Below are 21,249 nucleotides of genomic sequence, written 5' to 3' on the forward strand. Positions count from 1 at the left end.
CCCGCTCGACGAAGCGGAGGTGCGACGGGTTTGACGGCGCATATGATGCATCCGATGGCATCGCCGGACGGCTGTCCGGCGCTGGTGCTGAACGCCGATTTCCGGCCGCTCAGCTACTATCCGCTGTCGTTGTGGAGCTGGCAGGACGCGATCAAGGCGGTCTTCATGAACCGCGTCAACATCGTCTCCGAATACGACACCGTCGTCCGCAGCCCGAGCTTCGACATGCGGCTGCCCTCGGTGGTTTCGCTCAAGAGCTACATCAAGCCGTCACGGACACCGGCCTTCACCCGCTTCAACGTCTTCCTGCGCGACCGCTTCGCCTGCCAGTATTGCGGCGCGCATGAGGAACTGACCTTCGACCACGTCGTCCCCCGCTCCAAGGGCGGCCTGACCACCTGGGAGAACGTCGTGGCCGCCTGCTCGCCCTGCAACCTGCGCAAGGGCGACAAGATGCCGGCCAGGGTCGAGATGTTCCCGGCCCAGAAGCCCTATGCGCCGACTGTCAACGACCTGCACCGCAACGGCAAGCTCTTCCCGCCGAACTACCTGCACGAAAGCTGGCTCGACTATCTCTACTGGGATACGGAGCTCGAGCCGTGAGGCTCAGGCCGCGGCTGTCGCGCATCTCGTAAGAGCGGAACGCTCCCCGCAACCCGTTTCATCCCACCGAAAAGCAGATGCGCTTTCCTCGCGTCGCGGGCCATCCGCGCTGATCGGGCGTCGGGCGGCGTCGTACGCGCCGTCGCGGCCGCGATCAGCGTGCTGATCTCAACGCGGCGCGCTACGGTCGTCGGCGTCCTCGACGCGGTATGGGGCTTTGCCAGCCGCCATGATCGGTCCGGATTCACTCACATCATGCTGCGAACCGCCGTCTCTCCTTGACGGCACTACTTGCCGCCCGTTCGCGATAGCGGCTGGGCGTTTCGCCCAGAATCCGCTTAAAGTGGCGGCTGAAGTGGCTTTGATCGACAAAACCCAAATCGACGGCAATACCGGCAGCCGGCTCGCCGAGCTCCAGAAGCTCCAAGCTCTTGTAAATGCGCTGCTGGATGATGAACGCATGAGGCGTGAGCCCAAGCTCCTTGCGGAACGCCCGGATCACGCGGAAGACGCTGCAATTTACGATTTCCTCAATGTCTTTCAAAGAAATCTTAGAGTTCAAACGATCATTTACAAAATTCATGACCGTACTAACTATCTCTTCTGAGGTTTGATTCTGTGAATCTGTAAAAAATACTTTATTTTTCGTGGGAAGATTAACCGTTGATACGATCCTCATTGAGTCCATCCCTTATATTCATTGTTATTTTGTTGAATTCGACCCTCATTGAGCCAGTCGTTCAACGCAGTTTTTCGCTATTCCAGCATGAGATAATCTCATGCGAGTTCAGGATGGCGTGCGCCTGGATCAGGGCGCTTGTCTGCTCGCCGGAGATCGATTGAGATCGCATCGGCTTTCATCGTCGCGGCAAACGGACAAATGAAAGCGCGAGATCACCGTGCGTCTACGGGACGCAAAGCGGCGATCTAAGCTTTTGTTTTACAACTGGTTTTCTGAAAGGTGGGTTCCATTTTTCGGTCCGGTGCTCCAGGCGGAACGATCGACATACCCCGAGCCAGCTGCCGCAGAAGCCGGGGGCGCACCGAAGACGGCCCCGCTTTCATGAGCGGTCGTCAGGCCATAGCCTTGAGGCCGGTCGTCGTGCAGACAAGAGGCAGCCGGTCAACGGCTTCGGCGACGGCCAGCGACGACAGCGGCGAGTCCGGGCTTCGATCGTGACGCAGACGCTTTCCACGTCGACCCCGACGGCTGTGGCGCAAAGCCGGGACGCCCCGGCACGCGAAGCCTCACCCCCTGTTGTGGAGCTTTCCATCGATGAACAAAAGCACGGAGTTAAGGACGATAGCCCACACTGTAATAATCAGCGTCAACGACATGATCAGATCACCATTATTGATGCCTATAGCTTGCATCAACATATAGCCGAGGCCGCGGTGGGACCCGAACATCTCGCTGAGAATCGTTCCGATGAACGTCAAGGAGACACCAATTCGAATCCCGGTGAATACCTGCGGAAGGACCGACGGGACAACCACGAGCATCCATTTCTGGAAGGCCGTCAGGCGCAACACGTTCGCCGTCTTGAATAAGACGGGTTTCACGTTTTTCACGGCATTGATCGTAAAAATGGCGGTCGGAACGATGCCATGGATAACGCCGAACGCGACTTGAGCGGCGAGTCCGATACCGAACAGCAGGAGGATGATCGGAAAGAATGAAACTTTCGGAACGGTGTAGAACGATACCAGGATCGGCTCATAGGCCTCACGGAGAATCTGCTTGGAGCCGAGCACGATCCCGATCAGGACGCCTCCCGCCACCGCAATCGCCATGGCGAGCAGGAACGCCTTGAACGTACTGGCCGTGTGGAACCAGAACTCCCCCGAGGCCAACAGACTTCCCGCACCACGAATTGTGGTCAGCGGCGACGAAAGGGCAACGTTTCCCACGAGGTCATACAGCAGTTGCCAGATGACGATCAGGGCAACGACAAGGATCAAGCTATCCAGCGCCCGCTGGGCGACCCCGCCAACACGAAGGCGGGCGAAGGAAGGCGTACGAACTGAGGGCGGCACGACGCTGGTCATAGTTCGACCTTCCACTTTGTAAGCGCGCGCTCCCAGGCGAAAAGCGCCATGTTGATGCCGACGGAAAGGATCAAGATCAGCAAGACCATGGCGTATAGCGGCTTGTTCTCAAAACTTATGTAGGCCCACGAGATTTCATATCCAATGCCGCTCGTCGACAAAATGAATTCTGCCCCGACGATACCGATAAAAGCATAAGATATCGCTAGCTTTACACCGGTAAATACGTATGGAATAGCATATGGAATAACGATCAACCGCAATGTTGTCGATCTTGTCATTCCAAAAACACGAGATGTCTTCTCAAAAACCTTCGGAACGACATCAAGCCCGTTGATCGTGCTGACGATCATGGCCACAAGCGCATAGAGGTAGCCGATCACGATTTTGGGCACGTCCGTCAAACCGAACATAAAGACGAACATCGGATAGAACGCCCAAATCGGGACCGCATAGTAACTCGAGAATAGCGGCTCAAATGTCCTGCGTACCCTGGGAAGGGCGTGGATGATCGATCCAAAGACAAATCCGCTGATGATCGCCGCAACGGCCGCGATGAAGACACCGACCAACGTCGACCGAAGGCTGGGAAATATCGATCCATTTGCGAAGGATTTGTAAAGTTGCACCGCCATTACGCTTGGCGGAATGAAGGTGAAACTCGAAATCATCCCGCTTCGAGAGCCGACTTCGAGCAGGATGACGGCCGCGACCACCGAGCCGAGCTGGAGCCTGGTGGCACGCTTCATCGCCCCGGGCCTCCACTTTGCATCGCCTTCATCGATTCGCCCCGCAACAGCGACCACAAACGGGTCGTGATGCGACCAAATTCCTCATTCTCCGCGATACGGCTGTCACGGTTCTTCGGCCAGCCCGTCGTGATGATCTCCATGAAGCGGCCGGGACGCGAGGACATCACGCCGACACGATCGGACAGCATTGCGGCTTCGTCGAGTGCGTGGGTGATGAGAACGACGGTCGCACCGGTTTCTCGCCAGAGTTTCAACAGCTCGTCACCCATCAGAAGGCGCGTCTGCTGATCCAGCGCGCCGAATGGCTCGTCCAGCAAAATCAGCCGGGGCTGAAGCACGAGCGTTCGGGCGATACACACACGCTGGCGCATCCCGCCGGAGAGCTGGCGGGGGTAGGCTTCGCGGAACTGCTCAAGCCCGATGAGGCGCAATGCATCGTCAACGCGGCGCCTTATCTCAGCCTCGTCGACGCCCTTCCGACGGAGCCCGAACGCCACGTTGTTCCAGACGGAAAGCCACGGAAAACTGGCATCTTCCTGAAAAACCACGCCCACGCCATCGGGAACGGATCCCCGGAGATCCTTGTCCTCGAAGCTGGCCTCGCCCCCGCTTGGAGCCGCCAGGCCGGCGACGATATCGAGCAGTGTGGATTTGCCGCAACCGGAGGGACCGACGACAGAAAAGAATTCGCCCTTCATCAAATCGAGGTCGAGCGGCCCCAATGCGTGGATAGCGTCCGTCAATGTGGTGTAATTTCGGGTGTGGGACCGGGCCGTCATGATCAGGCGGCCTTTGGTGTAATCTGAAGGGGCCTTTCGTCCTCGATCGCCGGTGTGTTGAGGTCCGCCATGGCCTCGACCTGCATGTATCGATGCTGAAGCTGCCACTCGTCGTTGGCTTCGAGCAGGACGGCTCCGATCAGGCGGACGATGCTGTCCTCGTTCGGGAAGATGCCGACGACATCGGCCCGGCGCTTCACCTCCTTGTTGAGCCGCTCCAGCGGATTCGTGCTGTGCAGCTTCGAGCGGTGCTGGGCGGGGAAGGCCATGTAGGCGAGCACATCGGCTTCCGCATCATCCATGAAGCTTCCCAGCTTCGGCCATCTGGCGCGGAGTTGGTCGGCGACATGCCGCCAGGTCTGCACGGCACTGTCGTGGTCGGGCTGGATGAACGCCTGCCGGATCGCGGCGGCGACCATGGTGTGCTGGCCCTTGGGAACGTAGGCCAGCGCATTGCGCATCGCATGAACCCGGCACCGTTGCCATGTCGCGCCGAGCACGCGGACAAGGGCCGCCTTCAGCCCTTCATGGGCATCCGAGATGACCAGCTTGACCCCGGTCAGTCCCCTGCGCACCAGATCGCGCAGGAACGAGGTCCAGAACGGCTCGGCTTCGGACGGGCCGATGTGAAGGCCGACGATCTCCCTCTTTCCGTCGGTATCGACGGCGACCGCGATTATCGCCGCCACGGAGACAATACGCCCACCCTCGCGCATCTTCAGATAGGTGGCGTCGAGCCACAGATAGGGCCAGTCGCCGGACAACGGGCGCTTGAGGAAGGCGTTCACCCGCTCGTCGATGTCCTTGCACAGCTTCGACACCGACGATTTCGAGATGCCCGTCATCCCCATGGCCTGCACCAGTTCATCGACCTTGCGGGTCGAGACGCCGTTGATCCAGGCTTCCTGGATGACGGCGACCAGCGCCTTCTCCACCGTCTTCCTCGGCTCCAGGAAGCCGGGGAAGTAGGCTCCGCTGCGCATCTTCGGGATTTTCAGGTTCAGCGTGCCCAGCCGGGTGTCGAGCGTCCGGTCACGGTAGCCATTGCGCCAGGTCTGCCGGGCTTCGCCGCGCTCGTATCGCCCAGCCCCGATCAGGCCATCGACATCGGCCTCCATGATCAGTTGCAGCACGCTCTCGGCGATCGCGCGCAGAAAATCAGGGTCGCCGCTCTTCGCGGAAAGCTCGGCAAGCGCTAATCTGTCCTCGGTCATCGGGTTCTCCGTTTCGGTCAGGTCGAAGTCTTGCAACTCCACCTTCTCAAACGGACCCGGTGCCCACACCGGTTTTGGCCAAAAACGCAGCGGATTCTCCACCGCTGTTTCCACCGAAAGCGCTCCCCGAAATTACACCACGTCCTCGGACGCTACCAATGCGTGCACGGTGCCGGCCCCTCCTTCCCCGCTGAAGACGCGCGTCACACCCCGCAAGCGGGCATGCACTGTGACAGTCTGATCATCGGTTTCCACGGTGCTGACGGGTCGCAGCGGGGGTCGTTGTGCGGCCAAAGTGAAGCTCCCATTTTTTGCGACACTATGGAGGGTACCGTCCGCTTGATTGTATTTTATTGCGTCGCGTCTTTCGTTGCGTCACGGTCGGTGGCCTCGGAGGTCAAGGCCTTCTGGTTCTCGAGGCGCCATTGGTTGGCCTCGGAGAGCGCCCAGCGGCGGAATTTCTGAACGACGGGCCACGATCTTTTTGCCCGCGGATAGAGCAGATAGTAGCTGCGCCGCGTGAGCGGCTGGGAATCGAAGATTCGGACCAGCCGCCCCTCTTTCAGATCATCGCCAATGAATGGCGTTTGCGCCAGCGCGAGACCAAGGCCCGATCTGGCAGCCTGGTAAACCAGGTCCGAACTGCCGAAGCGGAGGCCGCCCTGATCGGAGACTTCGAACAAGCCGACGCTATCCAACCACCTGCGCCACTCTCCCGGCCGGTTGATCGAATGCAGCAGGGCAAAATCGCGCACGTCGTCCACGTGATGCGGAGGGGCTCGCCCATCAGCCAGGCGGGGGCTCGAAACGACGACAAGCCGCTCACCGAACAATTCATCGGCTATCAACTCGCTCCAATCGCCCAGACCATATCCGATCGCGACATCGAAATCGGAGCGGCTCGCATCGAAGGGGTCGTTGGCTGTGGTGATTTCTACGGCGATATCCCGATGGAGCGCGTTGAAAGACCCCAGCCGCGGCATCAGCCAACGCGCCGTGAATGTCGGAAGCGCCATCACCGTCAACCGGGATGCGGCCCGACCGCCGCGAAGCCGGTCGGTTGCGATCGCGATCTGATACAGCGCCTCGTTGAGCGCGAAAAAGTATGAGCGCCCGGCTTCTGTGAGGACAACCCTGCGATGAAGGCGCTCGAACAATTTGACGTCGAGCAACTTCTCGAGCGCTATGATGTGGCGGCTGATAGCGCCCTGGCTTACACAGAGCTCGGCTGCGGCTAGACTGAAGCTCTTGTGCCGGGCAGCTGCTTCGAAGGCGCGCGCTGAATTGAGCGGGGGAAGCCGAAAGTCGATCCTTCGCGTCTCGATATCCGGTCGCATGCGCCAGCACTCCGAAAAGGCTCAGCCATCTTCGGCCAATTTGCGGTAGCCATCCACCCAAACCTTCGCTTGCTGTTGAAGCGCCGCGATATCGGTGTTCAATGTAATGAACCGAAAACCGAGGCGCCGTAGCTCGTTGGCCCTCTCCGCAGTCGGCGCGAAGGTACCGGCGATGATGTTGTTTGCGCGGCAGGCCGCCAGAATTCTCTCGACAGCCTTTTCGACGATTGGATCGAAACCATCGTAACGGCTGGGACGCCCGAGTGCCAGGGAGAGGTCGCCAGGACCGATATACAGCCCCGTCAGCCCGGGCACCGCTGCGATGGCCTCGACGTTTTCCAGACCAGCGGCGGTCTCGATCATGGCCAGGCGCGCGATGGCGGCGTTCGCCTGGCCGGCATAGTCGCGGCCGTAGATCAGCCCAGCCCGAATCGGGCCGAGGCTGCGCTCGCCCAATGGCGGGTATGAGGTGCTCCGGACGAACTGCTCCGCCGCCGCAGCGCTGCTGATCATCGGGCAGGTAATGCCCAGGGCCCCCGCATCGAGAAGCTTCATCATGAGCCCGGGATCCAGCCCCGGCACCCGGACGAGCGGCACGACATCGCAGCTGGTCATGGCCTGGAGCATGCGCAATGCCGACGCATAGTCCGCGAGCCCGTGCTGAAGGTCGATGGTGACGGCGTCGAAGCCCTGGCGCGCGAACGCCTCTGCTACAAACGGATCCGCAATCATGCAGTAGCCGTTGAGGACGGTTTTGCCGGCATCGAGCCAATATGGAAGCTGCATCATGGACATTGTCCCCGTCTCCTTGCTGGCTCCAGCCCAACGCTGGCGGTTGGAGCGACGCGCCGCGCGATCATCGGCGGATCGGATGAGCGCCCGGTCGACATCGCCGAGCTCGACGCACCAGAGCCATCGCCGCCGCGCACTCACGCTCAGCGTTCTCGAGCCACGCGTAGAGACAGAGGAGGTCTGGTCAGGTTCCTGTCGCAGAGAGCTGCATGTCCGCCCTGCCCGGCCAGATCCATGGCTGCTGCGCCCGCAGCTTCGCCTGAAAATCGCGGATGTCCTGTTCAAAGCAGAGCGTTTGCCCGATTTCATCGAGACCCTCGATCAGCGCTCGCCTTCGGGCCTCCGGGATAGCAAAGGGCAACGTCACTCCATTCGGCAACGAAATGAGGTTCTTGAGGAGATCCACGGACATGCTGGGATTGTTCGTGTGCTCAAGGTGATCTTGCAGGCGAGCGATTTCATCCGAGGACATCGTGACCAGGAGCAAGCCGTTCTTGAAGGAATTTTCGTAGAAGATATCGCCGAAGCTCTCGGCAATAATGCACTCGATGCCGAATCCCTTCATCGCCCAGACGGCGAATTCCCTCGAGCTTCCGCAACCAAAATTGACGCCGCCAACGATGATCTTGCTGTTGCGATACGGTTCCCTGTTCAGGATAAAATCCGCAACCTCCTCTCCGTTCAGATCGTAGCGCCAACCACCAAAGAGCCCGATTCCAGGATTTTGCTTGAGGCTTCTCTGGTACGATACGGGGATGATGGCGTCGGTATCGATATTCGGCTGCCGGAAATGGGCCGCCACGCCGTCGACAACGCTGACTTTCTGCATCTTTCTGGCCCTATCATTCACGCAACTTTGCGAAGGTCGGCGATGGCGCCACGAATGGCGCTCGCGGCGACCGTGGCGGGGCTGGCAAGGTGCGTCCTGCTCTTCGGCCCCTGCCTTCCTTCGAAATTGCGGTTCGAGGTGGAAATGCACCGCTTGCCGGGGCCAACGAAGTCGTCGTTGATCGCGACGCACATCGAGCAGCCGGCTTCCCGCCATTCAAACCCGGCGTCTTTGAAGACCTGGTCGAGCCCTTGGGCTTCCGCGGCGTGCTTCACCTGAGCCGAACCGGGCACGACGAGGGCACGCACATTCGGGGATACCTTGCGCCCCTTCACGACCTTCGCGGCCGCCTCGATGTCGGTCAGACGGCTGTTGGTGCAGGAGCCGATGAAGGCCACGTCGATCGGCAGGCCCTCCAGCGGGCGGCCCGGCTCAAGACCGAGATAGGCCAGCGAGCGCTCGGCCGCCGCGCTGCGGACCGGGTCCGCAAAGGATTTGGGATCGGGAATCGGGGCATCGATCGCACAGACGTCCTGCGGCGTCGTGCCCCAGGTGACCTGGGGTTTGATCTTGGAACAATCGACGACAACCTCCGTGTCGAAGATCGCGTCGTCATCGCTCTTGAGCGTGCGCCAGTGCGCGACTGCGGCGTCCCACATGGCTCCCTTCGGGGCAAAAGGGCGGCCGTGCAGGTAGTTCAGGGTCGTATCGTCGGGCGCGACCAGGCCCGCGCGCGCGCCGAACTCGATCGACATGTTGCAGATGGTCTGACGCTCATCGATGGACAGCCCGCGGATGCCCGCACCCGCGTACTCGACCATATGCCCGCGACCGGCGGCGACGCCGATCTGGCCGATCAGGTACAAGATCAAATCTTTGGCGAAGACATTCGTCCGAACTGCACCCTCGAAGGTGACGCGCATCCGCTTTGGCCGCCGCTGCAGAATGGTCTGCGTCGCCAGAACGTGCTCGACTTCGCTTGTTCCGATGCCCCACGCCCAAGCGCCGAGCCCGCCACAGGTGGATGTGTGGCTGTCGCCGCAGACCAGGGTCGTCCCCGGCAGGACCACACCCAGCTCCGGGGCGATGATATGGACAATCCCCTGCCGTGGATCGTCGACATCCACGAGCTCGATGCCATGTTTGGGGCAGTTCCCCCTGATGAGCTCGACAAACTCACGACCGCCTTCGAAAGTCTCCCCGTTTCGCCCCGGGGCTGTCGACAAGATGTGATCCACCACCCCGAGAGTGAGTTCGGGGCTGCGCGTAAGCCGACCCTCTCGCTCGAGGCCCGCAAACGCTGCACCGGACGTGCATTCGTGAACCATGTGGCGGTCTACGTGGATAAGAAAAACGCCGTCGTCGACCTCGCGGATCACATGTGAATTCCAAATCTTGTCGAACAGCGTCATCGCACCGGACATCGGTCGCTCTCCAATCTTCCTACGGAGCTGCGATCAACGGGCAGCACGTGGAACAAGGACCGTATGTGCGCCAGGCCCTCCACGATTGGACAAAATTGCAACGACCCCGACGCAAGAATTAAATATTAAATAAATATAATCCTATTGATACTAATGCCCGCGGTAGTTAACCTGTAATTTTCGTGATAACAATTTACACATAATCTTAGCGTAGCCAGAAATAACTATGCTTGTTCAAAATTATGATATTCTTGCCGGCTAAAAGCCGGCAACGCTCGTGGACGCGCCAATTCACATCCTCGAAACAGGCCGGAACCGCCGTCTGCTACGCTGCCGAGAAAGGCGAAAGGGGACTACCTGTCGGAGGATGTTCTGGAGCCAAGATTCCCCAGACCAGCGCGGAATGCCGAAAAGAGACGCTCGTTCCACGCGATGAGCAGACCCGCAGCGATAATCAAAGGCGCCCCGACCCAAGTGCTTCCGGGAGGTAGCTGGCTGAACACGACCCAGCCACCGCAAGTCGACCAGATCAGCTGCGAATAATCCATGACGATAACGCTGGCTACGCCGCCATACCGCAAAGCAGAGGTCATGAATAGCTGCGCCAGGAGTCCGCTCAGCCCGACACCGATGATCAGTGCCCAAGTCACCGCATCATGGCCGCCGGCGCCGCGGAACAACCATGGAGCCAGCAGCAGGCAACCGAGCAGCGAGAAGTAGAAAACGACGCGGACCGGCTCTTCAGTGCGCCCGAGATCGCGCAATTGGATGGAGACGATCGCCCCTCCGAACGCTGCTCCCAACCCCACACAGACCCCGACAAGCGGCAGGTGCCCACCGGTCGGCGAAGCGATCAGCGCCACACCGAGAACACCCAGGCACACCGCCCCCCAATGCCAAGCCGTTGCCCGTTCATCCAGGAAGACGGTTGCCAGCAACACCGCAAATACCGGCATTGTGAAGGTGAGCACCGTCGACTCGGCCAACGGCAGCAACTGGACGGCCCACATCATCAGGAACAGATTGAGCGTCCCTGTGGCGGCGCGACGCGCATGCACCCAAGGGCGTGCGGTCTTGAGTCGACCAATCTCTCCTCGCCTCAGAAGCCAGATGAAGAGCACCAGGCCGGGAATCAGCTGGCGCCAGAACATCAGCTCAGGCAGATTAACGCCTCTGTGGCCGCAAAGTTTAACGAGAACCAGCATTATTGACAGCGTGAACGCAGAAACGAGGCGAAAAGCGAGAGCGATTGCTGTCCTGTTCTGCATAATCCCACGCGGTTGGCTGGTTCAGGCCGGGCAATATGTTTCAAAGCTTAAAGGCTCGGGCACGGCGCCCGAGCCTTCCAATTTCTTCGTATTTAAATCCAATTCTACTTCTTTGCTTTCAAATCGTCCGGAAGAAATGACCTATCGATCATCGATTCCGTATCGAAGGTTTCCGTCAGCTCACCTGTCAGAAGCGCGCCATTGACCGCATTCTTGAGTGGCGTCAGGTCGATTTGCCCCTCGCTCCAGTAACTGAAGCCATCGGTGCTGCCATTGTCCCGAAGGTTGATGATGACATTCTCCAAGACCTTGGCATCGACCTTGAAGATCGGCGCAAGGAGCTCACCGGCTTCCTTTGGATTTTTCAGCATGAAATCCAGGCCTTTCCGGCGTCCGGCGATGATGGCCTTCAGAACGTCAGGGTTTGCACCGGCAGCCTTAACCGTCGTCAAGCCAAGCACGTTGTTGGTGGGCGGCATGAAATCGCTGCTGCGCGCCACCACCCGGTATTTGTTCCCGCTAATCGAGAACGTCGGCTCGACCATGGGCACGACATCGACTCCGCCTGCCTCCAGAGCGGTCAGAGCTTGCGGAAAACTACCCGTGGCGATGAGTTTCACGTCGTCAGCTTCGATGCCCGCCTTCTTGAGCATCAGAAGAGCCGCCATGTTGGTCGCGGATTTCGGGCTGGTGAACCCCACCCGCTTCCCCTTGAGATCGGCGAGCGACTTGACCGAGGAGTTCGGCATCGTAATCCAGGTCACCTCGGCAAAGGTATTCACATCCATGCTGATGATCTTCAGCTGCGCTCCATTCTTGATCGCCGCGATGGCGCCGGTGATGCCGGCCTCGGCAAAGGGCAGATCACCCGCGATGAGCTCGCGGATCGCCGGTGCCGAGCCCGGGGAGCTCCTGATGGCGGTTATGTCTGCCCCCGCCTCCTTGAAGAAACCCTTCTTCAAGGCGATGGCCATCGGCATGCTGCCCGGCGAGACCCCATAGTTCGAAACCGAAATTTCCAGCGCTTCGGCACGAACCACGAGACCGGCGAGAGCCAGGACAGTGGCGATCGTGCACAACGGCAGATACTTCCTCATTGACGTTCCTCCCCTCATTTTCCGGCTTGACGATCGCTGCATGCCATCGAGGCGCAGCAAGCGCGGCACGACGAGAGTTTGCGGCGAGATTGGCATTCATTCTTGGACGGAATTGCGCCGGTCCCTGTGCTCGAGCGGCGCGCAATCGATCGGGCAACTCCCGCTAGGACGCTTCTGGAATTGCAAATGCGTTCCATTTCGTAATCTGGACAGCCTCATTGAATCGGGCCCGAACGGCCGCGAGATCATCGAGAACGGGTGGGGCCATCCGGGCTGACGCTGCGCCCGACAGCGCTTGGCATGCCGACTCGAGCGCCGACAGCATACGGTTCATGATGTATGACGGATAAGCAATCTGGTTGTAGCCAAGCGAGAAGAGCTCCCCCGGGGAAAGCCACGGCGTCTCGCTGCCCTCCACCTGGACCATGAGCTTGAACACGCCGGGGAATGCACCTGCGATAGCCGCCAGATCCTCGTGCCGGGTCACCCCTGGAACAAAGATGCCATCGGCCCCGGCTTTCAGATAGGCCTCGCATCGGCGGATCGCGCCATCCGCGCCCTCCAGGGCGTAGCTGTCGGTGCGGGCGACCACCATCGTGTCGCCGACCTTCCTGAACCGAACGGCCGCTTCCAGCTTCGCCCTCATTTCGGGAATATCAACGACACTCGAGGCCGCGCTGTCTCCGGGGCGTTTGGCGGCGCGGCGCTGATCTTCCAGAATGAGTGCGGCGACACCGATCTCCTCATAGGCATGGACGGTTCGGACGACGCTTTTCACGTCCCCGTAACCGTCATCTGCGTCGACGACCGCCGGAACGTCCACCGAAGTGACGATGTCACGCGCCGTCTCCAGCATCTCGGCGAAGCCCGCCAGGCCGATGTCCGGAAGCCCGTACCGTGCGGCGAGCATCGACGAGCCACCCAAGGCGATGGCATCGAAGCCGAGCAGCTGGAGCATGCGAGCGCTCAAGGCATCGTGGGCAGTGGGCGTGACGATCGGCTGCTGCCTTGCGATCAGCTCGCGAAAAAACCTGGCTTTGCTCATGGCTGGCTCGCGCGCACCGTTGCAATCTGTAGCAGATGCTCGGTCTCTGCACGCGACTGAACATAGCGACCGATGACGGACCGGATCCGCTGCACGGCCTCAGTCGAGCGGAAGGCGATGTGATCCTCTATACTCGACCAGTTCACCATCAGCCGAAAGCGGCGCGGATGTTCGACAGACCGATAGGCCGCCACGCCGTGACAGCCCTCTGCCGCAGCAATCAATGGCAGAAGCTCGGATAATTCACGGCAAAACGCTTCTTCCATGCTGGGCAGGACGTCGATCTGCGCAAGTTCGAGAGGGAGGGCTGTCTGCATCGATGTCACACGGTCACCGCGGTCTGGAGGGCACGCCGTTCCTCAATGTCGGAGGCGGGTGCGCTCCCGCCGCAGGCGGGTTCAACCTGCGCTCGAGGCTGACCTACCGGATGGGATCGCGGCCGCCAACGGCAAAAGGCTTGCGCTTCATTCCATGACACTCCCCGGCACAATAGGATGAAATTGCGAGATCTCATCGCTCTTTCAGAACCCGGTCCGCAATTTGCTACTAGATCGCCCCCTCCCAAGCGTGAAGATCGCCGCCGAAAACACAGCGGGAGTGGATGTCTGGTGTTGGCCCACGTTGAACTGGACGACAAATATACGCTGGAAAGCGGGCGGGTATTCCTAACCGGCACCCAGGCTCTCGTCAGACTTCCCTTGATGCAGCGCGCCCGGGACGATGCGGCCGGCCTCAACACGGCGGGCTTCATCACCGGGTATCGAGGCTCGCCTCTGGGAGGGTATGACAGGGCGCTCGAGGAAGCCAAGAAGCACCTCAGCCGCAGCAATGTCGTCTTTCAACCGGGGTTGAACGAAGACCTGGCCGCCACCTCCGTATGGGGCAGCCAGCAACTCAACCTGTTCGATGGCGCGACCGTCGATGGCGTTTTCGGGATCTGGTACGGGAAAGGCCCCGGCGTCGACAGGTCCGGCGACGTGTTCAAGCACGCCAATCTCGCAGGCACCTCCAGATATGGCGGCGTCATCGCGATCCTGGGCGATGACCATTCCTGCTCGTCCTCATCGATCCCGACGCAGAGCGAGCAGAGCCTGATCGCGTCCATGATGCCGATCCTGAGCCCGGCAGCACTGCAGGATTACCTCGATCTCGGGTTGCTCGGCATCGCCATGTCGCGTTTCACGGGCTGTTGGGTCGGTCTGAAAGCCGTTGCCCAGACGATCGAGACGGCCGGTATCGTGCAGGTTGATCCCGCACGCCTCGAAATCAACCCGCCGTCCGATTTCGTCATGCCGCCCGGCGGATTGAACATTCGACGGGCGGATCCGCCTCTCGTCCAGGAGAGTCGCCTCCATGGTCCCCGGATGGCCGCCGTCGCGGCATTCGCCCGGGCCAATCGTCTGGACAGGATCGTTGCCGATTCCGCGAATGCGCGCCTCGGCATCGTCGCATCCGGAAAAGCCTATCTCGACCTGCGCGAGGCGCTGTCGGGGCTTGGCATCGACGAAAGCAAAGCAGCCGAACTCGGCATTCGCATTCTCAAGGTGGCGATGGTCTGGCCGCTCGAAAGCTCCGCCATCATGGAGTTCGCGAAAGGCCTCGACGAAATTCTGGTCGTGGAGGAGAAACGAAGCCTCATCGAGGATCAGATCGCGCGGATCCTGTTCAGCGTGGAGAAACACCCACGACTCGTCGGCAAGACCGACCTCGACCGAAACACGCTCATTCCCAGCGATGGTGACATCAGCCCCCACCTGGTTTCGCGCGCCATTCGGCAAAGGCTGGCGGCGCTGGGCATGCTAGCCGGCGATGTCGCGGAGCGCGGGCGGGCGCAGGACGAAAAGGCGGGCGCCTTGATCGCCCTGCCCCCCGTCCTTTCGAGGCCGGCGTTCTTCTGTTCAGGGTGCCCTCACAACACCTCGACCAAGCTGCCCGAGGGTAGCCGCGGCATGGCCGGCATCGGCTGCCACGGCATGGTCGCGTTCATGCCCGAGCGCAACACCCCGTTCTACAGCCACATGGGAGGCGAAGGCCTCGCCTGGGTCGGGCAAGCTCCGTTCACGATCGAAAAGCACGTCTTCCAGAATCTCGGGGACGGCACCTATTCGCACAGCGGCCTTCTCGCGATCCGTGCCGCCGCCGCCGCGGGCGTGAACATCACCTACAAAATTCTCTACAATGACGCCGTCGCCATGACCGGCGGACAAACGGTCGAGGGCGGCCTCTCCGTCGGGCAGATCACGCGTCAGGTCGCCGCGGAAGGGGCGAAGCGCATTGTCATCGTCAGTGAAGAACCGGACCGCTACTCCGCGTCGGACAGGCTGGCCGATGGGGTCGAAATCCACGACCGTTCCGAGTTCGATCGCATCCAGCGCGAGCTGCGCGACGTCTCAGGACTGACGATACTCATCTACGACCAGACCTGCGCCGCAGAGAAACGGCGGCGGCGCAAGCGCGGCTTGATGGCCGATCCCGACCGGCGCGTCTTCATCAATCCGGCCGTCTGTGAAAACTGCGGCGACTGCTCCACGAAGTCGAACTGCATCTCGATCCAGCCTCTGGAAACCGAGCTCGGACGTAAGCGGCAAATCGACCAGTCGTCGTGCAACAAGGACTTTTCCTGCATCAACGGCTTTTGCCCGAGCTTCGTGACGGTGAAGGGAGCCAGGCTTCGCAAGGCCGCCAGAGCCCGTAGCGAGGACCCGTCCGTCGGGTTGCCGGAGCCGGCGGTCCGTGACTCGGTGGAACCCTACGGCATCGTCGTCGCGGGCGTGGGCGGAACCGGTGTCATCACGATCGGCGCGCTGCTGGGCATGGCCGCCCACCTCGAGGGCAAACAGGTCACCGTTCTCGATTCAACGGGCATGTCTCAGAAGAACGGCGCCGTGACGAGCCATATCCGGGTCGGTACGGGCAGCCCGATCTATGCGTCGCGCATCCCGCATGGAGCCGCAGACCTCCTACTCGGCTTCGACATGGTCGTCGCCTCGACAGCCACGACCGTCGCCACCTACAAGGCCGGCCGGACGCAGGCGATCGTCAACACCGCGGTGATCCCCCCTGCTGCCTTCGTTCGCGACAGGGATATCGATCTTGGCGAACACCGCATGATGTCGCGCCTGGAAGACGCCATCGGCAGCGAAAGGACGCGCTTCGTGCCAGCCGCGGAACTCGCCCGTGCCCTCATGGGCGATGCCATTGCGGCGAATTCATTCGTGCTGGGGATGGCTGCGCAATTGGGATTGCTCCCGGTCGGTCTCGAAGCCCTCACCAAAGCCATTCGCTTGAATGGGGCTGCCGTCGATCAGAACCTGCTCGCGCTGGCGTGGGGTCGGCGGGCGGCTGTCGACTATGACAGCGTCGTCAACGCGGCCCGGATCAGCAAGGCGCCTTCGGCACCGCAGACGCTGGATCAGATCGTCGAACACAGGTCAGCTCTCCTGACCGCCTATCAAAACGAGGCCTATGCGCTACGCTACAGGCAATGGGTCGAAAAGGCCCGGCGCGCGGCAAACGCGGTGGCCGCCGGCGATGAACGGCTGCCGACGGCGGTCGCCAGGAATCTCGCGAAGCTGATGGCTTACAAGGACGAATACGAGGTGGCCCGGCTCTACGCCGACCCTGCCTTCGCAGCGGCGATGAACGCACAATTCGACGGTGACTTTTCGCTCGAGTTCCATCTCGCGCCGCCGCTATTGGCGAAACTGGACCCGGCGACCGGCGAGCCGCGCAAGATGAAATTCGGCGGTTGGATGCTGCCTCTCATGAAAATATTGGCGCGCCTTCGCTTCCTGCGGGGGTCGATATGGGATCCTTTCGCCCGATCGAGCGACCGCAAGGAGGAGCGCGAGCTCATCGGGAACTACGAAGCCCTGCTGGAAAAGCTGATCGCCATGCTCAGCCCGGCAAACCATGACGCGATTGTCGACATTCTGAACCTGCCGGACAATGTCCGAGGCTTTGGCCCGGTCAAAAGCCGGAGCCTGACGACGTATTATGAGAGCGTCGATCGCGCTGTCGCAGCTCTTGAACGAAATATTCCCATTCCGATTGCGGCTGAATAGCGCGGCTGCTTGAACGCCTTACCGTCGCATGGCGCGTGCTCTATCCGAGCGGCGTTCTTGCGCGATGCTCCCTGCCGAGCCGGGGTCTTCGGGGAGGCTTAAAGATGCTATGCTGATGGAAACAGCGGCCCGATCAAAGCCAGTCCGGGTCGACTGATACGGTCATGTCATCGATTCTGTTCAAGATATCGCATTGAGTGCGCGCTTTCGGCAGCTCGTAATTCATAAAATATCGAAACGCGGCCAGTTTTCCCTGCAAGAACGGCCCGTCGCCATCGCCCGACCTTAGCTGCCGAGCGGCGCACACGGCCTGCCTCAGCCACATCCAAGCAATCACGCTATGCCCCATCATATCGAGATAGATGGTCGCATTGGCGAGCGCCAGACGCGGCCTTTCGGCAAGCGCGGCGAGAAGAATTCCGGTCGTTTCGGTTACACGCAACAGGTGCCGATCGAGAGCTTCGGCCTCTTCGCGGAGGGAATCGAAAGCTTGCGCCTGGCGTATCTCCTCCTGCATCCGGGAGATGAGAATACTGAACCCGGCCCTGTTTTCGTAAGGAATTTTTCGCCCGAGCAGATCGATCGCTTGAATACCATGCGTTCCTTCATGAATGGCGTTCAGGCGATTATCGCGATACAGGCGCTCAACGGGATAGTCGCGGGCATATCCATAGCCGCCGAGGATCTGTATCGCATGCTTATTGGCCTCCAGGCAGAACTCGGAAGGCCAGGACTTGGCAATGGGGGTCAGCAGGTCAAGGACGAGTTCGTCGTCGTTGCGGCCGGCGTCTTCCGGGCGCGTGCGGATTCGATCGACGAGCATCGCCGTATAGAGCAGAAGCGCTAAAGCTCCTTCGACAGCAACCTTTTGAGCAAGCAGCAATCGCTTGATATCCGCATGCTCAATGATGGGGACCTGTGGCAGGTCCGGTCGCTTCTTGTCGGGATGCCGGCCTTGAGTCCTCTCGCGAGCGTAGTTTTTCGACACGGAATAGCCCGCCGCGGCGAGCGCCGTTGCTCCGAGGCCGACAGCGATCCGCGCCTCGTTCATCATCTGAAACATATAAGCCAGGCCCTTGTTCTCCTCTCCCAACAGATAGGCCGTACAAGGCGCGTCCTCGCCAAAATTGAGCAGCGTGTTGGTCGTGCCGCGATAGCCCATCTTGTGGTTGAGCCCCGCAAGCGCGACGCCGTTGCGCCCCTCCAACCGGCCATCCTCGGAAACGAGGTATTTCGGCACGATGAAAAGCGAGATGCCCTTTGCCCCTGCCGGCGCGCCGGGAACCTTGGCGAGAACCATGTGGACGATGTTCTCCGAAATCTCCTGATCACCGCCGGAAATCCACATCTTGCGCCCGCGAATACGGAAACTGCCGTCCGGCTGGCGCTCGGCAACGGTCGCGATATCCGATAGCGAAGAGCCCGCCTGCGGTTCGGAGAGGCACATCGTCCCGAAATAGCGGCCCTCGACCATGGGCCTGAGGAAGCGTTCCCGCTGCGCGTCCGTGCCGAAGCTCGCGATCAGATTGGCGGCTCCCTTCGTCAGAAGCGGATAGGCCGCAAGACCGATATTAGCCGACGAAAAGATATATCCACACGCGCAGCCGAGGGTCTCGGGCATTTGGCTTCCCCCCCAGCGCTGCTCGAAGCCTGCGCCGAAGAAGCCGGCATCGCGGTAGGCTCCGAGCGCCTCGGCGGCGCCGGCGAGCATGTCGACCTTCCCGTCGATGAAACGCGGCTCCCGCTCGTCGAGCTGAGCGGCCAAGGGCTCGAAATACTCCAACCCCAGGCGTTCTGCGGTGTCGAGCGCCGCTTCGATCGCAGCGCGGTCATAATCCACATACCGCGGCGTGCTCTGCAAGTCGTCGAGTGCGAGAAGATCAAAGAGCTGGAATTCAAGATCGCGGCGGTCAATCGTGATCAAGGCTATCTCCCAGTTGTCGGCATAGCCATGACATCCCAAGCGGTGCGGCTGGCCGCATCGTCGTTCATCGGCCGGTGAACACGGGCTTCCTCTTTTCGAGGAAGGCTCTGGCGCCCTCCTCCTTGTCTTGCGTCGCATAACAGAGGGCGAACGCCTTCACCTCGGCGTGGCAGGCGGATTCGGTATCGGCATCGACCGCGATGTTCAGTGACGATTTCAGTTGCCCCAGCGCGAAAGGCGGCAATGCGGCCAGCTTCTCCGCAAGCGCCCGAGCCGCGCCCGGCAATTGCTCCGGTTCATGGACCGACGCGACCAGACCGAGCTCAAAAGCGCGAGCGGCCGATATGGGATCTCCCGTCATCGTCAGCATTCGCGCCACTGAAGATCCGGCCATTTTCGTCAGGCGCACGGTGCCACCGCCACCTGGAAGGATGCCGAGCTTTATTTCCGGCAGCCCGAACTGGGCCTTGGTCGAAGCGATGCGAATGTCGCAAGCCAAAGCGAGCTCAAAACCGCCTCCAAGGCAAAAGCCGTTGATGACGGCGACCACGGGCTTCGGGCAGCGGGCAAGAGCATCGAGAACCCGTTTGATCCGCGCGGCGATGACCAGCGCGTCAGCCGGCCTGGCTCCGACGAACTCGGAAATGTCCGCGCCCGCGATAAAGGCCCGTTCGCCTTCCCCGCTGACCTGCAACACGCGAACATCCGGATTGGTGACAAGCCTCTCAACACCGTCAAGCAGTTGCTCGAGAACGGCCGCATTCAGCGCATTCAGCGCGTTCGGCCTGCGCACGGTCAACCTGCCGAGCGCGCCGTCGACCTCGATCGCCACGCATTGCTCCGTCATGGGTCCGTCCTCCGTCACGCGCGGCAGATCTAGGCGATGCGCTCGATCAGAACCGACAGGCCCTGCCCGCCGCCCATGCAAAGCGTCAGGATCGCGCGGCGGCCGCCGGCGTCTTCCAGGTGCTGAAGCGCCGTGATCGCCATACGGACACCCGTCGCTCCGGGCGGATGCCCGATCGAAATCCCGCCACCGTACAGGTTGGTGAGATCACGCGGGGTTCCCAACTGTGCCTCGGCATGGAGATTGACGGCGGCGAACGCCTCGTTGACTTCGAAATAGTCGACGTCGGAAATCCTGAGCCCCTGACGCTCGAGCAGCTTGCGGGTCGCCGGCACTGGACCACACCCCATGATGCGAGGCGGCACGCCCGCGATCGCATAGTCGACGATCCTCGCGCGCGGCCTCACGCCCGCGGCCTCCGCGGCCCGCCGCTCGGCGACAACGATGAATGCCGCGCCGTCCGTGACGCCACTCGAATTTGCCGGCGTGACCTTGCCTCCGGAGCGGAAGACCGGCTTCATCGAGGCGATCTTGTCCGCGGTGATCGACGGCCGAGGGAACTCGTCGCGCTCGAATACCCGGCTGGCCTTGCCATCAGGCACCTCAATCGGGGCGATCTGCCTTGCCAGGAAGCCACTTTCAACCGCGGCGCCGGCGCGCCTCTGACTTGTCAGCGCATACGCGTCCATGGCTTCGCGCGTGTACTTGTAATCCTCCGCGAGGTTTTCCGCGGTTTCGCCCATGAGCTCTAGGCTCAACGGATCGCGATAAGTCCAATCCAGTGCGTCCACCATCGTCTGCGGACCGCGCTTGACCCCCCACCGAGCCCCGGTGACGATATGGGGGGCCCGTGAAAAATTCTCGCCGCCACCAGCGAGCGCTATCGAGGAATGACCGCTGGCGATGTGCTCGGCCGCCGTGAAGACGGCCTGAAGGCCGGAGCCACAGGCACGGTTGACATTCATTGCCGTCGAGGACTCGGACAGGCCGGCCTTGAGCGCGACCGCGCGGGCCGCGAGGTAGCCCTCCTGATCGACGGGCAGCACATTGCCCCAGACCAGATGATCGACGGCCTCGGCAGCCAGCCCGGCTTGAGCCAGCGAAGCCCGCGCCGCGTGGGCCCCCAGCTCGACCAGCGGCACCTCACGGAGCGACTTTCCAAAGTCGCCGAACGGCGTTCGCATGCCACCGGCCAGAACGATCTCGGTCATGTCTGTTCCTTCCC

18 protein-coding genes are annotated in these 21,249 nt (G+C 61.2%); 2 read left to right on the forward strand and 16 right to left on the reverse strand.

Annotated features, from left to right (window positions below):
• Positions 1 to 45: 45 nt before the first annotated feature.
• Positions 46 to 603, forward strand: coding sequence for an HNH endonuclease (locus tag M9917_RS01265; RefSeq protein WP_297250499.1), 558 nt, complete (start codon positions 46 to 48; stop codon positions 601 to 603).
• A 253-nt stretch (positions 604 to 856) separates the two neighbouring features.
• Here M9917_RS01265 and M9917_RS01270 read toward each other — a convergent pair whose 3' ends face one another.
• From M9917_RS01270 to M9917_RS01330, 13 genes are all read right to left on the reverse strand, one after another.
• The gene (locus M9917_RS01270; RefSeq protein ID WP_297250500.1) at positions 857 to 1,282 is read right to left on the reverse strand and encodes a helix-turn-helix domain-containing protein; all 426 of its coding nucleotides are present in this window, start codon (positions 1,280 to 1,282) and stop codon (positions 857 to 859) included.
• Between the two features lie 569 nt (positions 1,283 to 1,851).
• Positions 1,852 to 2,652: an ABC transporter permease gene (locus M9917_RS01275; RefSeq protein ID WP_297250501.1), complete on the reverse strand. Its 801-nt coding sequence runs from the start codon at positions 2,650 to 2,652 to the stop codon at positions 1,852 to 1,854.
• Positions 2,649 to 3,401: an ABC transporter permease gene (locus tag M9917_RS01280; RefSeq protein WP_297250502.1), complete on the reverse strand. Its 753-nt coding sequence runs from the start codon at positions 3,399 to 3,401 to the stop codon at positions 2,649 to 2,651. Before M9917_RS01280 ends, M9917_RS01275 begins: the two co-directional genes overlap by 4 nt.
• Positions 3,398 to 4,183: an ABC transporter ATP-binding protein gene (locus M9917_RS01285; protein ID WP_297250503.1), complete on the reverse strand. Its 786-nt coding sequence runs from the start codon at positions 4,181 to 4,183 to the stop codon at positions 3,398 to 3,400. Before M9917_RS01285 ends, M9917_RS01280 begins: the two co-directional genes overlap by 4 nt.
• Before the next feature lie 2 nt (positions 4,184 to 4,185).
• A complete protein-coding gene (locus tag M9917_RS01290) occupies positions 4,186 to 5,397 on the reverse strand; it encodes an IS256 family transposase (protein WP_297254662.1) in 1,212 nt (403 codons plus the stop codon).
• A gap of 350 nt (positions 5,398 to 5,747) precedes the next feature.
• Positions 5,748 to 6,734: a transcriptional regulator GcvA gene (gene gcvA / locus M9917_RS01295; protein WP_297250504.1), complete on the reverse strand. Its 987-nt coding sequence runs from the start codon at positions 6,732 to 6,734 to the stop codon at positions 5,748 to 5,750.
• A gap of 21 nt (positions 6,735 to 6,755) precedes the next feature.
• A complete protein-coding gene (locus M9917_RS01300) occupies positions 6,756 to 7,529 on the reverse strand; it encodes an HpcH/HpaI aldolase family protein (RefSeq protein WP_297250505.1) in 774 nt (257 codons plus the stop codon).
• 181 nt (positions 7,530 to 7,710) lie between these two features.
• Positions 7,711 to 8,355, reverse strand: a complete 645-nt coding sequence (leuD, locus tag M9917_RS01305) for a 3-isopropylmalate dehydratase small subunit (protein ID WP_297250506.1) — start codon at positions 8,353 to 8,355, stop codon at positions 7,711 to 7,713.
• Positions 8,356 to 8,372: 17 nt separating this feature from the next.
• The gene (gene leuC, locus M9917_RS01310; RefSeq protein ID WP_297250507.1) at positions 8,373 to 9,779 is read right to left on the reverse strand and encodes a 3-isopropylmalate dehydratase large subunit; all 1,407 of its coding nucleotides are present in this window, start codon (positions 9,777 to 9,779) and stop codon (positions 8,373 to 8,375) included.
• Positions 9,780 to 10,132: 353 nt separating this feature from the next.
• Positions 10,133 to 11,047: a DMT family transporter gene (locus M9917_RS01315; RefSeq protein WP_297250508.1), complete on the reverse strand. Its 915-nt coding sequence runs from the start codon at positions 11,045 to 11,047 to the stop codon at positions 10,133 to 10,135.
• A 104-nt stretch (positions 11,048 to 11,151) separates the two neighbouring features.
• Positions 11,152 to 12,144 (reverse strand): ABC transporter substrate-binding protein, encoded by a 993-nt coding sequence (locus M9917_RS01320; protein ID WP_297250509.1) that lies wholly within the window; start codon positions 12,142 to 12,144, stop codon positions 11,152 to 11,154.
• A gap of 163 nt (positions 12,145 to 12,307) precedes the next feature.
• Positions 12,308 to 13,189 (reverse strand): isocitrate lyase/PEP mutase family protein, encoded by an 882-nt coding sequence (locus M9917_RS01325; protein ID WP_297250510.1) that lies wholly within the window; start codon positions 13,187 to 13,189, stop codon positions 12,308 to 12,310.
• Positions 13,186 to 13,506, reverse strand: coding sequence for a putative quinol monooxygenase (locus M9917_RS01330; RefSeq protein ID WP_297250511.1), 321 nt, complete (start codon positions 13,504 to 13,506; stop codon positions 13,186 to 13,188). The genes M9917_RS01325 and M9917_RS01330 overlap by 4 nt, the downstream gene beginning before the upstream one ends.
• Before the next feature lie 288 nt (positions 13,507 to 13,794).
• Between M9917_RS01330 and M9917_RS01335 the strand changes: the two genes are divergently transcribed.
• Positions 13,795 to 17,253, forward strand: a complete 3,459-nt coding sequence (locus M9917_RS01335) for an indolepyruvate ferredoxin oxidoreductase family protein (protein ID WP_465246360.1) — start codon at positions 13,795 to 13,797, stop codon at positions 17,251 to 17,253.
• A 133-nt stretch (positions 17,254 to 17,386) separates the two neighbouring features.
• Here M9917_RS01335 and M9917_RS01340 read toward each other — a convergent pair whose 3' ends face one another.
• From M9917_RS01340 to M9917_RS01350, 3 genes are all read right to left on the reverse strand, one after another.
• Positions 17,387 to 19,177, reverse strand: a complete 1,791-nt coding sequence (locus tag M9917_RS01340; protein ID WP_297250513.1) for an acyl-CoA dehydrogenase — start codon at positions 19,175 to 19,177, stop codon at positions 17,387 to 17,389.
• Positions 19,178 to 19,241: 64 nt separating this feature from the next.
• Positions 19,242 to 20,009: an enoyl-CoA hydratase/isomerase family protein gene (locus M9917_RS01345; RefSeq protein ID WP_297250514.1), complete on the reverse strand. Its 768-nt coding sequence runs from the start codon at positions 20,007 to 20,009 to the stop codon at positions 19,242 to 19,244.
• Positions 20,010 to 20,053: 44 nt separating this feature from the next.
• Entirely contained in the window at positions 20,054 to 21,235 is a 1,182-nt protein-coding gene (locus M9917_RS01350) for a thiolase family protein (RefSeq protein ID WP_297250515.1), read from the reverse strand.
• Positions 21,236 to 21,249: the final 14 nt, after the last annotated feature.

Origin of the sequence: Bosea sp. (in: a-proteobacteria) (genome assembly GCF_023953965.1) — a bacterium.
In the GTDB taxonomy this organism is placed as follows: Bacteria; Pseudomonadota; Alphaproteobacteria; order Rhizobiales; family Beijerinckiaceae; genus Allobosea.